14 protein-coding genes are annotated in these 13604 nt (G+C 76.3%); all 14 read right to left on the reverse strand.

From position 1 onward, the window contains the following. The coding region (locus tag NT8_RS22465) for an OmpA family protein (protein WP_157515940.1) at positions 1–2434 on the reverse strand (2434 nt) is incomplete at its 3' end. 29 nt (positions 2435–2463) lie between these two features. After that, positions 2464–2919 carry a hypothetical protein gene (locus NT8_RS22470; protein ID WP_245646283.1) on the reverse strand — a complete coding sequence of 152 codons (456 nt, stop codon included), beginning with the start codon at positions 2917–2919 and terminating at the stop codon, positions 2464–2466. Beyond that, entirely contained in the window at positions 2916–3362 is a 447-nt protein-coding gene (locus NT8_RS22475; RefSeq protein ID WP_369406308.1) for a TadE/TadG family type IV pilus assembly protein, read from the reverse strand. Before NT8_RS22475 ends, NT8_RS22470 begins: the two co-directional genes overlap by 4 nt. After that, entirely contained in the window at positions 3359–3715 is a 357-nt protein-coding gene (locus NT8_RS22480; protein WP_067973263.1) for a TadE/TadG family type IV pilus assembly protein, read from the reverse strand. The genes NT8_RS22475 and NT8_RS22480 overlap by 4 nt, the downstream gene beginning before the upstream one ends. A gap of 95 nt (positions 3716–3810) precedes the next feature. Continuing rightward, positions 3811–3984 carry a hypothetical protein gene (locus NT8_RS30040; protein ID WP_169805247.1) on the reverse strand — a complete coding sequence of 58 codons (174 nt, stop codon included), beginning with the start codon at positions 3982–3984 and terminating at the stop codon, positions 3811–3813. A 51-nt stretch (positions 3985–4035) separates the two neighbouring features. After that, positions 4036–4935 carry a type II secretion system F family protein gene (locus NT8_RS22485; protein WP_245646284.1) on the reverse strand — a complete coding sequence of 300 codons (900 nt, stop codon included), beginning with the start codon at positions 4933–4935 and terminating at the stop codon, positions 4036–4038. Continuing rightward, positions 4932–5834, reverse strand: a complete 903-nt coding sequence (locus NT8_RS22490) for a type II secretion system F family protein (protein ID WP_084469188.1) — start codon at positions 5832–5834, stop codon at positions 4932–4934. Before NT8_RS22490 ends, NT8_RS22485 begins: the two co-directional genes overlap by 4 nt. Further along, positions 5831–7189, reverse strand: coding sequence for a CpaF family protein (locus tag NT8_RS22495; protein WP_084469187.1), 1359 nt, complete (start codon positions 7187–7189; stop codon positions 5831–5833). Before NT8_RS22495 ends, NT8_RS22490 begins: the two co-directional genes overlap by 4 nt. Positions 7190–7206: 17 nt before the next feature. Further along, positions 7207–8043, reverse strand: a complete 837-nt coding sequence (locus NT8_RS22500; protein ID WP_157515941.1) for a hypothetical protein — start codon at positions 8041–8043, stop codon at positions 7207–7209. Next, entirely contained in the window at positions 8043–8741 is a 699-nt protein-coding gene (locus NT8_RS22505; protein WP_067973272.1) for an SAF domain-containing protein, read from the reverse strand. The genes NT8_RS22500 and NT8_RS22505 overlap by 1 nt, the downstream gene beginning before the upstream one ends. Before the next feature lie 62 nt (positions 8742–8803). Continuing rightward, the gene (locus tag NT8_RS22510) at positions 8804–9709 is read right to left on the reverse strand and encodes a hypothetical protein (RefSeq protein WP_067973248.1); all 906 of its coding nucleotides are present in this window, start codon (positions 9707–9709) and stop codon (positions 8804–8806) included. Next, the gene (locus NT8_RS22515) at positions 9703–10257 is read right to left on the reverse strand and encodes a hypothetical protein (RefSeq protein ID WP_067973250.1); all 555 of its coding nucleotides are present in this window, start codon (positions 10255–10257) and stop codon (positions 9703–9705) included. The genes NT8_RS22510 and NT8_RS22515 overlap by 7 nt, the downstream gene beginning before the upstream one ends. Positions 10258–10757: 500 nt before the next feature. After that, the gene (gene mtlA, locus NT8_RS22520; RefSeq protein ID WP_067973252.1) at positions 10758–11858 is read right to left on the reverse strand and encodes a PTS mannitol transporter subunit IICB; all 1101 of its coding nucleotides are present in this window, start codon (positions 11856–11858) and stop codon (positions 10758–10760) included. A gap of 285 nt (positions 11859–12143) precedes the next feature. Further along, positions 12144–12899 (reverse strand): DeoR/GlpR family DNA-binding transcription regulator, encoded by a 756-nt coding sequence (locus NT8_RS22525; RefSeq protein WP_067973255.1) that lies wholly within the window; start codon positions 12897–12899, stop codon positions 12144–12146. Positions 12900–13604 lie beyond the last annotated feature (705 nt).

Here is a 13604-nt window from a genome sequence, read left to right on the forward strand (position 1 = left end):
GGGCGGGCCGCCGCAGGGGCGACGCCGGGCCGACCGGGGCGTAGCGCCCCACGCCCGGCGCCGCGCCGGAGGGCTCCTTCGGCGGGGCGGGCACGGACGGTGCGGGCGGCACGGGGGGCAGGGGCGGTTCGGCCGACGCCGGTGCGGGCGGATCGGCGGAGCGCGGTGCGCCGGCGGTCGGCGCGGTGTCGCGGGCGGGCGCCGAACCCCCGGCGGCCGTCGCCGCCGGAGCGGTGTCGGTGCCGGTGTCGGTGGCACTTTCGCGCTCTTCGGGCAGCAGCGCGGCGGAGAACCCGTCGGCGTCGGTCACCCGTTCGGCGCGGTCGCCGGGCGCCTCGGCCGCCAGCCGCCGGAACCGCGCCCGGCCGCGGCGGCCGCCCGCCTTGCGCGCCGCCGAAGGCTCCGCGCCGTCCGCCTCGGTCGCGGCGGCGGAAGCCGAGGCGGCGGCGACGGCGGCGGTGGACGGCTCGGCCGCCGCCTCCGCCGCCTCCCACGCCGCCAGCGCGTCGACCCGCACCAGGCCCAGGCTCGCCTCCCCGGTCGCCACCGGCGCCGTCTCCGCCGACGCGCTCCCCGCCGACGCGGTCGCCGCGCCGGACCAGGTGTCCTGGTGGGCGCGCACCGCCGCCGCGACGTCCGCGTGGCTCGCCCCCGGCCACGACGCGTGGAACAGCGGGTTCAGCGGCGGGCTGGTCTCGGTGATGAGCCCGTCGGCGGCCACCGTGCAACTGCCGCCCAGCGGCCAGCGGCCCAGCGTGACCGCGGTGATCCCGCGCCGCTGGCCGTGCAGCAGCAGCCCCGACAGGGCCACCTCGTGGTGCGCGTCGGGCTCGGTGATGAGCACCAGCGGGTCGCCCTCGGCGGAGGTCAGCGGGTCGCCGGCGCGCTCGTGCAGCTCGCGCTGCAGCTCGGCGAGCGCGTCCTCCATGGTCGCCACGACCCGCACCGGCTCGCACGGGTCCGCGAGCAGGGCCTCGTGGGCCTCGGCGCCGAGGAACCGCTCGGCCAGCGCGTCGGTGAGCAGGATGCGGGCGGGCCGCTGCGCGGGGTCCCCGAGGGCGTTGACGACGAGCCGGCGGGCCGCCGGGTAGGCGCCGGCGCCGGTGAGCCCGATGCCGGGCACGTGGTCCAACTCCACGGTGACCCGCTCGTCGATGTCGTCGGCGACCGTGGGGCGGGGCGGGGCCGGCGGCAGGGCGCGCGGCTTGGCCGGCCGGTTCCGGGCCAGGCGCGGCAGCGTCAGCCGCAGGCCCGCCACGCCGCGCCCCAGGGCGTAGCCGCCGACGATGCCGGCCACCACGACGGCGCCGGCCATGGCGGCCTTGTCGGCGTCCACGGAGAACTCCGGCAGCCCGCGCTCGGCGGACATCGGCAGGAAGGGCGGCACGAGGGCGGGCGCGCCCTCCTCGGCCGGCGCGGCCTCCTCCCCGGCGGGGTCGGCGGCGTCGCCGCCCGCGGCGAGCGTCTCGCCCGCGCCGGTGTCGGCGCCCGTGTCCGCGCCCGCGCCGGTGTCGGCGCCGGCATCGGCGTCGGCGTCGACCGCCGCGTCCTGCCCGGCCGCGTTCTGCTCGGGCGCGTCCGGGGCGGGCGGGGTCTGCGGGGCGGCCGGCTCCGGGCTCGGCCGCTCGCCGGTGACCACCGTGTAGTCGACCTCGATGCGGCGCTGCGCGGCCGCGTCGCCGTCGCGGAGGTCGCTGGAGCCCAGGCCCTCGGTCGCGAATTCCGGCGCGTCCTCACCGAGCTCCGCGCGCAGGAAGTCGGCCGCGGCGCTCGCCCGCTGCTCCGACAGCCACTGGTTGTACTCTTCGGGGCCGGACTGGTCGGCGTGGCCGGTGACGTGCACCGTGTGGTCGGTCCCGCCGAAGTCGCGGATCATGCCGGCCACATCGGTGAGGTCCTCGCGCATGGCGTCGGTCAGCTGGTCGGAGTTGAGCGCGAACCCGGCGATGGTGCGCGACCGCTCGGCGGTGGAACCGGGGGCGGCCGGCCCGATGTCGAGGTCCGCCGGCGGCGCGGACTCCGCCACCTCGGGGCGCGGCGCCTCCGAGGGGCCCAGGTCGAGTTCCCCAGGCGCGACCTGCTCGACCTGCACGGTGTCGGCCAGCGCGGAGGCGGGCGAGGCGACGGTGGCGCCCAGCGCGGTGGCGGCGATCACCTGGAGCGGACCCAGCGGCCGGAACGGCAGCCGCCCGCCGCGCCCGCGCGCGACCACCTCGGCGACGATGCCGGCGGCGTAGAGGCCCCACACGGTCCACAGGGCGACGATGAGCGCCGCCATGGCCGTCCCCGGCGGCGCGGAGAGGCTGCGCAGGTGCACCAGCACGGTGTCCCACGACAGGTCGAGCGACGGCCAGGGCAGGTGCCACAGCAGCACGTAGGGCAGGCCGGCCAGGATGACCAGGGCCAGCGACAGCGCACTCAGCCTGCGGATCATGCTCATTTCGCCTCCACGGATCGCGGTCGCTATGGAGCGGGTGCTGCGGGGGAAGTGTAGGGACGGGCGGTGGCGGTCGCCTCGACCGTGGTGGAGCCGATGGGCAGCAGCACGAAGCCGTAGTCGACGGTACTGGTGACGGTCACCGTGTCGCCGTCCACGGTGACGGTGCCCGTGGCGCCGGCGTCGGCGAGGAACGCCTGCGCGGCCCGGCTCGCCTCGACGGGGTCGAGCCCCACCTCGTCGGCGCCCTGCCGGTAGGCCGCCCAGTCGATCTGCTGGACGCCCACGCGCGCGGCCTCCTGTGCCATGAGGTGGGCGCTGCTGTGGGCGCGCAGCAGGCCGCCGCCGTCGAAGACCAGGCCCAGGCAGAGCAGGAACGCCATCGCCAGCACCACGACGAACGCGGTCGCCTGGCCGGAGTCGCCCCGGAGGTGCCGGGCGCGCCCGGCCACGGGGGCGGTGGGGGTCGGCGGCGCGGTCACGGCCGCCCCCGGAAGGTGTCGACCACGACCGTGGACTCGCCCGCGATCGTGTGCGTGCCCGGGACGCCGAGCCCGACGAGGTCGCCCAGCCCGACGCGGCACTCCAGGACGGCGTGCACCGCTCCCCCGGGGGCCAGCCCGCCGTGGTCCAGGGTCATGGCGTAGTCGGCGCAGACCAGCCCGTGGGTGCTCAGCGCCGCCTCGGCGGTGGCGGCGGCCGCCGCGTCGGCCTGGGCGGGGGTGCGCTCCAGGGCCGCCGCGCGCGCGGCCGCGTGGGCGACCTCGTCGGCGGTGGCCTCGGCGCCCGTGACCCGGCCGGCCAGCAGCATCAGCATGGCGAACAGCAGGATCATCGGGGTGAGGATGGTGAGTTCGGTGGCCATGGAGCCGCGCTCGGCGGCGCGGCCGGTGCGCCGCGCGCGGGCGGCGGTCGCGGGGGTCACGGCGCACCCCCGTCCGCCTCGCCCGGTTCCACGAAGCGCTCCACGGGTGCCGTCAGCTCGTGGCGCACCGGCCAGGTCAGGCCGGGGATGAGGCTGGGCACCTCGGCCTCGACGACCACCCGCACGGTGGTCTCGCCGCGTTCGACCGCGATCCCGCGGTCACCCAGGACGGTGCCGCCGATCTCGTCGGCGAACGCCTCGGCCTGCGCCTGGGCGTTGGCGGAGTCGGCGGCGCGCGCCGTCTCCACGGCCTGGCGGGCGACGGTGGCCGCCGTGTGGTCGCCGTGCATCCACACGGCCACCTGGATGACGAGCAGCACCAGCAGCAGGAGCAGCGGGGTGGCCACGGCCACCTCGGCGCTGCCCCGGTCGTCGTCGGGCCGCCGGGGCGCGGCCGCACGCGCGCCCGGGCGCGCCGCGGGCCCGGCGGGGGGCATCGGGCGCACGGTCAGCCGAGCGAGAGGCTCTCGGCGCGCTCCAGGACGGTCGCGGAGATGAACCCGACCGCCGTGATGGCCATGGCCACCAGGAGCGCGATGACCACGACCGTCTCGGTGGAGTAGCCCCCGTCGCCGCGGGCGCGCCGGCTGCGGTCGCTGAGGAGGTGGACAAGGAGTTTCATCGCGGGCTCCAGGTGGTCGTGTCGGGGACGGGTGGGCTGCGGACGGGCAGCTCACAGGCTGGTGAGGATGTGGGTCATGGCCGGGTAGCCGAGCATGCCGAGGAAGCCGGCGAACAGCAGCACCACGGGCAGGCTCATCCGCTCGGTGGCCGACTGCGCCTCGGCGTCCAGCTCGGACAGGAACTGGGTGCGCAGCGTCTTGGCCTTGGCGGCGAGCGAACCGCGCACGCGGGCGCCGTCGGCGCCGGCCAGCTGCAGGCTGGCCGCCAGCTCGTTGAACTCGGGGGTGTCGAACTGCTCGCCCAGTTCGCGCAGCGCCGACCAGGCGGGGAGCCGGCGCAGGGCGGCCGCGCGCAGCGCGTCGCGGATGCGGCCGATGGCCCAGCCGCCGCCCACGGCGGTGGCGTCGGACAGCGCGCCGTTGACCCCGGCGCCGCCGGCCAGGGACACCACGACGAGGTCGGCGAACCCGGCGAGGGCGTGCCGCATCTGCTCGCGGCGCTTGCGGGCCTCGTCGCGCAGCGACAGGTCGGGGGCGAACCACAGCACGCCGGCCAGCACCGCCCAGGACGCCGCGCCCCACAGCGAGGCGAGGTCCAGGCCGACCAGGGCCAGGGGCGCGGCCAGCAGGGGCGGCGCCGCCAGGCCCAGCATCAGGCCGGTGGCCTTCTCGGCGAGGTAGCCGGGGACGTCGCGTTCGCACACCGCGAGGTCGCGGCGGGCGCGGGCGCCGGGCAGGCCCAGGGCCGACATGAGCGGCGCGCCGACCGCGCCCAGGCGGGACAGGGGGCCGGCCGCCTCGGTGCGGACGGGCCGGTGGATGGGCACCGGTGTCTCGGCCAGCCGCTCGCGCAGGCTCGGCCGGGAGTAGCGGGTGGCCAGCAGCAGCCACAGCCCCGCGCCGACGGCCAGGCCGGCCAGCGCGGACAGCAGCAGGATCGGTCCGCTCATGCCGGGGCCTCCGCCTTCTCGACCGGTTTCCCGGGGACCGCCGGCGCCAGGACGCGCGGGCCCTGCTTGGGCCGCGCCATCCGCACCATCCACACCAGGGCCGTGCCCCAGATCGCGCCGATCACGGCCAGCACGATCTGGCCGAGCAGGGTGTCGAACGGGGCCAGGTAGTCGGGGCTGAACAGCAGCAGCAGGGCGGCCATGCCCAGGGTGACCCCGATGATGATGCGGGTGGAGGTGCGCACCCGCGCCCGGCTGGCCGCGATGCGCACCAGCATCGCCGCCTGGTCGCGCGCGGCCTCGGCCAGGCTGCCCAGCAGCACGCCGAGGTCGGTGGCGTGCCGGGACGCGGCCGTGCTCAGCGCCGCCGACACCAGGTCGGCGGTGGGGTTGTCGACCTCGTCGGCGAAGTCGCGCAGCGCGGCCTCGGGCGCGCGGCCGCGCCGCAGGTCCTCGGAGAGGCGGGTGACCTCCTCGCGCACCGGCTCGGGCGCGATGGGCACGGTGGCGGTGATCGCCTGGTGCAGGCCCGAGGCGCCGGCCATGAGGTCGCGCAGCATCTCCGCCCAGGCCGCCACGGCCTCCACTCCGGCCACGTGGCGCTCGTAGTGGCGGTCGGGGCCGAGCACGGCGGGCAGCCACCAGCAGGCCAGCGCGGCCATGACCCCGGCCACCGGCCACTGGGTGACCGCCCACACGAGCAGGCCGCCGCACACGGCGCCGACCAGGCGCAGCAGGCGGTGCTCGCTCAGCAGCGCGTCGCGCAGCGAGACCTTCTTCCGGGCGCCGCGGGCGGTGGGCGGGACGGCGGCCAGGGCGGCGAGCGCCACCCACAGGCCGGCGCCCGCGACGGCGCCGCACACCGCGACCAGGACGGGCCCGGCGATGTCGGGGTTCACGACGACCACCCCATGCCCATGGTCACGCTGAGCTGGGAGACGTCGAACCCGGCCTCGGCGAGCGTGTCGACCGTGGCCGGGCTGGGCGGGGCCGCCGGCACCACGTCGCCGGCGCGGTCGCGCCGGTAGATCTCGTTGGACACCACGTTCTGGCCCTCGGCGCCGACCACCTCGCGGATGCTGGTGACGACGCGGTTGCCGGTGGGCAGCGCCGAGACGTGCACCACCAGGTGCACGGCGGCCGCGACCAGCGCGGCGGTGGCCTCCAGCGGCAGCCGTTCGGCCGACTGCGCGGCGTAGGCGCCGAGCTTGGTGAACGCGCCGGCGGAGTTGGCGGCGTGCAGGGTGGTGAGGCTGCCGTCGTTGCCCTGGCTCATGGCGTTGAGCAGCGGCACGGTCTCGTGGCCGCGGGTCTCCCCCACGATCACCCGGTCCGGCGACATCCGCAGCGCGGCGCGCACGAGGTCGGCGATGCTGATCTCGCCGGCGCCCTCGACGTTGGCGGGGCGCGCCTGGAGGGCGACGCAGTCGGGGTGCGCCTCGACGTCGCGGTCCAGACCCAGTTCGAAGACGTCCTCGATGGTGACGATGCGCTCGGTGGGCGGGATCTCGGCGGCCAGGGCGCGCACCAGGGTGGTCTTGCCCGCGCCGGTGCCGCCGGTGACGACCATGTTGCGGCGCGCCAGCACGGCGGCGCGCAGCAGCCGCTCGGAGAGGGTGTCGAGGGTGCCCAGCTCGCGCAGCTGGGCGAGGGTGGTGGTGCTGTAGCGGTGCCGGCGGATGGACACGGCGGGCACGCGGGCGACGTCCATGATGGCGTTCATGCGCTCGCCGCCGGGCAGCGGCATGTCCAGGATCGGCGCGCCGGGGTCGAACCGCCGCTCGCCGGTGGCCGACTCCGCGGCGATGCGGCGCACCAGCGCGACCAGCTGCTCGGAGGTCTCGAACAGCTGCGGGCGGCGCTCGCGGCTGCCGTCGGAGTAGCGGACCCACACCTGGGTGCCGTTGCAGTTGATGTTCTCGATGTCGGGGTCGTCCAGCAGCGGCTGCAGCGGCCCCATGCCGCACACCTGCGCCAGCGCGCGGGAGGCGATGGTCTCCTCGGTGCGGGAGTCGAGCACGGCGCGGCCCTGGGCCAGCGCGGTGCGCGCGGCCTCGTCCAGGATCTGCGCGATCACCCGCTCGGCCTGGCGGCGGTACTCGTCGGGGTCGTCGTCCTGCGCGCCGCGCGGCAGTTCGCTGAGCCGGCGCCCGGCCTCGGTGGCGACCCAGGTGATCCAGGCGTTCTCGCGTTCGGCCCGCTGGGGGTCGAGGAAGCGGTCGGCCTCGCCGATGGAGACCTTGACCTCGCCCATGCTGCCCTCCCCTTGGCTCACGGTCGCCCGCCCGGTGCCGTGTCGGAGGCGCCGGCGCCGGGCGGCTGCTCGGCCGCCTCCGGGGCGCGCCGGGCCGCGGCCGCCGGCGGGGCCGGCGCGGGTCCGGCGGCTGCTCCGACCAGTGACGTGGCCAGCGCCAGCGCCGCCTTGAACAGCGGGCGGCGGTGGGGCCGGTTCACGTTGGCCTCGCCGCGCAGGAACGCGGCGGCGCGGGGGTCGTGGGGGATGCGGCCGCTCCACACGGGCAGCTCCACGACCGAGGCGATCTCGGAGGTGGGCCCTGATCCGCCGACGACCACGACGCGCAGCGCGCCGATCAGGTCGGTCAGCGCGGCGGCGGACTGCTTGACCCGGCGCAGCTGCGCGAGGTCGTCGCCGACCAGCAGCAGCGCGTCGTCGGCGTTGGCGGCCAGGTGCGCGGTGGGGGTGCGCGGGGCGAGCCGGCCCAGGTCCACGACCGTGGCCGGGGCGCCGGGCGCGCCCCCACCGGCGGCGAGCTTGGGGCTGTTGGTGGCCAGCAGCTGCACCGCGCCCTGAGCGGGGTCGGCCGATGCGGGGCCGGCGCACACCGGCAGCCCGCCGGGGAGGGTCTGGCAGAACGACAGGGGGTCGGCGGGCGGGTCCGCGGCGGTGCGGCGGCGGGTGGCCGCGGCGAGGTCGGTGGTCCCGGGCGAGGCGGGCAGCCGGTACCAGGCGCCGACGTCGCCGCCGGAGGCGTCGGCCTCGACCAGCACCGCGCCCGACGGTCCGGGCCACACCGCGGCCATGGCCATGGCGGTGAGGGTGACCCCGGGCGCGCCGCTCAGCGAGAACAGTGCGGTGGTGCGGCCCATCAGCTGCCTCCCGCGGCCGACACCTGGACGACGGTCGCCTGCTCGTTGGCCGCGGCGGCCGCGACCTGGCCGGCGGACTCGGCGTCGACCAGCAGTTCGACGGCGGCCGATCCGTCGGTGGCGGACAGCTCGAAGGACTGCACGCGGGCCGGGTAGGCGGTGACCCCGGAGCCGCGGGAGGCGGCCTGGCCGCCCTCCCCGCCGGAGCCGGCCGCGGCGCCCTCGACCAGCACGATGGAGACGGCGGCGCCGCGCTGCAGCGAGGCGGGGAAGCGGCCGGGCGCCAGGACCGCGCCGACGACCGCCTGGCCGGCGGCCGGGTACTGGGCGTCGGCGCCCAGGGCGGTCTCGGGCAGCACGCCGCCCTCGACCACCGGGACGGCCAGGGTGCTGCCGACCGCCTCCTCCAGCCGGTCCTCGGTGAGCGCCGACACGCCGTCGGCGACGGAGATGCGGGCGACCTCCAGGTCGGTCGCCGTGAGCACGTGGCCGGCGGCGAGGTCGGAGCCGGCGACCAGCACGCCCTCGCGGTCGTCGAGCTGGTCGACGGCGACCACGCCGGCCAGTGCGCCGGCGGTCATGATGGCCAGGCCGAGTCCGAGCCAGCGCCATCGGCGCGGGCCGGTGCCGAGCAGGCGCACGGTCGGCGGTGCCGCGGCGGGGCGCGCCTCGGCGGCGTTTCCGCGGGTGCCGGTCATCGTGGTCACCAGGTCCTCCTTGTCGTGGGCGCGGTCGCGCCGCTCAGGCGTTGCGCTGACCCTCAGCCGTTGCTCTCGGTGACGAGGCCCTGCGACTCCTGCACCCCGAGGTCGACCGTGGAGGTCGTGGAGACGGGGGCGAGTGTGCCGGTGTCGCCGTCGGCGATCTCCCAGGTGATGTCCCAGGTGATGTGCGCGCGCACGGTGTACACGTCGTCGGGTTCGGTGAGGGAGGAGCGGGTGTAGACGTGCCCGCAGTCGGGCGACTCCGCGTCGGCGGCGTGCGTGGCGGGGTCGTAGGGGGTGCCGGGGCCTTCGCAGACCACCTCGGTGCCGTCGCCCATCTCCCAGCGGGTGGCGCGGGGGACGGCGGTGAGGCTCAGCGACATGCCGGGGACCTCGGCCTCGGCCGTGGCCGGCTGCCATTCGGCCTCGTCGATCCAGAGCCACACCGGGGTGGTGACCAGGATCAGGGACCCGGCGGCGGGCGAGGAGGAGATCTCCGGTTCGGGCAGGTCGAAGGAGTCCATGGACTCGACGATGAGCGCGACCGGGTCGGCTCCGGCGGTGGCCGGGGTGGCGCCGCCGCTGTAGTCGATCGAGTCCCAGTCGATGGCGTCCCAGTCGACGGCGCTCCAGTCGACCGCGTCCCAGTCGATGGCGTCCCAGTCGACGTTGGCGTAGGGGTCGTCGGGGTCGGGCGCCGGGGCGGTCACGGGGGCGCCGGCGGTGCCCGCCGTGCCGGTGGTGCCGGCGCTCTGCTGGATGCCGCGCACGAGGATGTCGCAGCCGCCTCCGCCGTCGTCGCCGCACTCGATGCTGTGCAGGAACGAGCCGCCGGTCGAGGCGGCCGGGGGCGCGGGGTCGGCCGAGGCCGCCGCGGAGGGGTCGGCCTGCGCGTGCCCCGGCACGGTCAGGACGAGGATCACGGCCGCCGTGGCGGCGGCGGTACCGGTGCGTATCAGCATGTTCCGGGCTCCCAGATCCGTAGTTCGCTGACTCGCCAGGCGAGCCCGTCGTGGGTGAGTCCCGCCTCGACCCTGCGGGGGCCGGCGCCGCTCTCGGTGGGGCCGGCGCCGAGGTTCCAGGCGGAGTCGTCCAGGCAGTCGGTGACCTGCGCGTCGCCGCCGTCGACCGTGATCTCCGGTGCGAGGACGGGTTCGCCGGTGACCTCGGTCTCCCCGGCGCTGCGCAGCGCCTCGTTCAGCAGGGAGAGCGCGGCGCCGGTGGCGTAGCGGTCGAGGTCGCCGGTCGTTCCGCCGCCCTCGTGGGAGGCGGCGACGGTGGCGTCCCACATGGCGGTGTAGGCGTCGAGGGCGGCCTGCTCGTCGCCGGTGGGGGCGGCGTCGGGCGGGACGACCTCGGCGGAGGGTGCGGTGTCGGCGGGGCCGGCCCCGCTGGAGGAGCAGGCCGACAGCGCGGCCAGCGCCAGCACGGCTCCGGCCGCCGCCGCGGCACGGAGGCCCCGGCGGTCAGGCGACCGGTGCGGGCGCGGGGTGCCGCTCGTTGGCTGCATTGGTTCCCATTCCAGCGGTTCCGTTTCGGCGGCCGCCGCGCTGCGGCGGGGGCGGGTCCGGCGGTCGTGGGGGCGCCGGGTGCGGACCCGGCGGGTGGGCGTACTCCGACGCCGACCGGTCAAGCGTCCACGGCCTGGGCCCGACACGTGCTCGTGTGGCTTCGCCTGTGGTGTCACTTGGTTTTGCGTAACTTTATTAGAAGTCCTACATGGCGAACAACCCTGACGCAACTGAACGGGACGACAAAACCACAGAAAGCCCACAGGCCGCGCGGGCGGCCCCGCGCACCCCTGGGGACGGCCGGAGCGCACCCCCGGGACGGCCACCGACGCTGACCTGCGCCTGCGGAACCGCCGTCCGGACCGGCGGCCGCCGACCCCGGCCACGGGACCATGTAGTAACGGATGCGCAACGAACAGTGATGGGCGGCCCCGCGCCCGGCCCGGTGGCCCCGGAGCCGGGGCTCCGAGGCCACCGACCGGACCGGTGGCGGGCCGCCCTACTTCGCCTCGTGCGCCCGCTCCGCCTTCTCCTTTGCGCGCTCGGAGCGGCCGAACCCCAGGAGGAGGGAGGCGACGATGAACGAGGCGGCGGTCGCCGCCAGGACGCCCGCGAGCACCGGCAGGTGGCCGCCGCGCGGCGAGACCGCCATCAGGGCGATGATGCTGCCGGGCGACGGCGGACCCACGAGCCCGGCGTCCAGCACCATGAACGTCGTGACACCGGCGATGCCGCCCGCGACCGCCGCCAGGATGAGCTTGGGCTGGGCCAGGATGTAGGGGAAGTAGATCTCGTGGATGCCGCCCAGGAACTGGATGACGATGGCGCCGGGCGCGGTGGCGCGGCTGATCCGGGGCCCGAAGAACATGACGGCCAGCAGGATGCCCAGCCCCGGACCGGGGTTGGTCTCGATCAGGAACTCGATCGCCTGGCCGGTCTCGTCCACCCGCGCCGTGCCCAGCGGGGTGAACACCCCGTGGTTGATGGCGTTGTTCAGGAACAGCACCTTGGCGGGCTCGACGATGACCGACACCAGCGGCAGCAGCGACAGGTCGATGAGCGCCTGCACGCCCGCGCCCAGGACCTCCGTGATCACCTGCACGACCGGCCCGATGCCCACCAGGCCCACGATCGCCATGAGGCCGCCGAGGATGCCCGAGCTGAAGTTGTCGTACAGCATCTCGAACCCGGCGCGGATGCGCGGCCGCAGGCCCCGGTCGACCAGCCGCAGCAGGAAGGCGGCGAGCGGGCCGATGATCATGGCGCCCAGGAACATCGGCACGTCGGTGCCGACGACGACGCCCATGGTGGCCACGGCGCCCACCACCGCGCCGCGCTGCTCGTAGACGAGGCGGCCGCCGGTGTAGCCGATGAGCACCGGCAGCAGGTAGGTGATCACCGGGTCCACGAGCGCGGCCAGCGTCTCGTTGGGGAACCAGCCGTCGGGGATGAACAGGGCGGTGATGAGGCCCCAGGCGATGAACGCGCCGATGTTGGGCATCACCATGCCGGACAGGTAGCCGCCGAGCTTCTGCACGACGGCGCGGCCGGCTTCGGCGCCGCGGCGCCTGTCGGGGTCGGTGGAGGTCGATCGGGTCATGGGGGATCACCTGGAGTCGCTTCGGCGGGCCCCGGCGGCGTCGGACGCGGCCGCGGACCTCGCGGGAGGGGGTGGGGTGGGTGGTGCGGTGGTGCTGTGCGGTGCGGCCGAGGAGGAGCGGTGCCGGAGCGGGGTGTCCGCTCCGGGGCGGACGGGGGTACGGCGAGGCGGCGGGGTGCGCCGGCCCGGGGCCGGCGCGGACCCGCCGTCACGGTGGAGCGTGCCCGGTGGCCGCCGCACCGACCGGGGGTCACCGGTCGCGCGGCGCCCGCCCGGGCCGGCGGATCACACCACGACCATCCGGGGCCCGAAGGCGGCGAGTTCGTCGGCCAGGCCGTCGGCCAGGCCCGAGTCGGTGATGATGCAGTCCACCTCGTCGAGGGTGGAGAAGCGGGCGAAGTGGTCGTTGCCGACCTTGGTGTGGTCGGCGAGCAGGACGACCCGCCGCGCCGATCGGATCATCGCCCGCTTGACCTGCGCCTCGGCGGGGTCGGGGGTGGTGAGTCCGTGTTCGGCCGACACGCCGTTGGTCGCCATGAAGGCGACGTCGACGTAGGTCTCCTCCAGCGCCTGGAGCGCCCAGCTCTCGACGGTCGCCTGGGTCCGCGGGCGGAGCCGGCCGCCGAGGAGCATCAGGTTGGTGTTGGGCCGGGGCATCAGCGTCAGGGCGATGGACACCGAGTTGGTGACCACCGTGAGGTCGGGCGGCAGTTGCTCGGCGAGGCGGCCGGTGGTGGAGCCCGCGTCGAGGAGGATCGCCCCTTCGGCGGGCACCTCCTTCAGGGCCGCCTTGGCGATGCGCTCCTTCTCGGGGGTCATGACGGTGTCGCGCTGGGCGAGGGACGGTTCGAAGCCCAGCCGCTCGACCGGGATGGCGCCGCCGTGGACCCGCCGCAGCACCCCGTGGCGTTCGAGGGCGGTCAGGTCGCGCCGCACCGTCTCGTAGGTGACGTCGAAGGCCGCGGCGAGGCCGGCGACGTCCACCCTGCCGTCGCGCCGGGCGCGGTCCAGGATGTGGCGTTGCCGTTCTTCGGCGTACATGTTGAATCACCTGCGTTTCGGTGTGGCTTCGAGTGATGCTAATGAGATGGTGCGACGCATTCAAGAGCGTCCGGGAGGTCGCGCGCCCTCGGCCGCATGCGGCGTTCCCTCACGTCGGGCGCCCGCGCGGCCGGTTCCCGGGCGGCGTCGGCGGTCCCGCCCGCGCCGCCCGCACACGGCGCCGAGCCGGCCTCCGCCACACGTTCCCACCACGCGCACACCGGTCGCCGCGACGCCCGCGCCGGGACCACCGCCCCCGCGTCCGCGCTCCTCCGCCGAACTATCCCACAGCGGCCGCCCGCGCCCGGCGAGCGCGACCTGCGCAACGGGAGCGCGGCCCGCCGCCGGACGGAACGGGTTCGATTCGGCGCGCGGGAGAAAGGAATACCACGCGGTCCATATGTGAGCCGTGCCACTCTTCTCCGGCCATTCATCGCGGCGCCGGTCACCCGAACCCACAACGGCGGACCACCGCCGGCCGAGAACGCCCGCGACGGGCGCACGCCATCAGGACCACCTCGGGAACCGCCCGCCCGCCGGAGGGGAAGGGGGCGCGGACGGCGACCCTTTCCACGGCGTTAACTCCGCATTCTCGTTCAAGATCCCTCCGCGTCGCGGCGGCGATGTTGGTTTGGTTGTTAATACGTCGCTATTGCGCCTTATTCACCTCTGCTGCCGCCGGCGTCGATCCAGGGGGGATCCGTC

This window comes from Nocardiopsis trehalosi NBRC 14201 (assembly GCF_001552555.1).
Taxonomy (GTDB): Bacteria; Actinomycetota; Actinomycetes; order Streptosporangiales; family Streptosporangiaceae; genus Nocardiopsis_B; species Nocardiopsis_B trehalosi.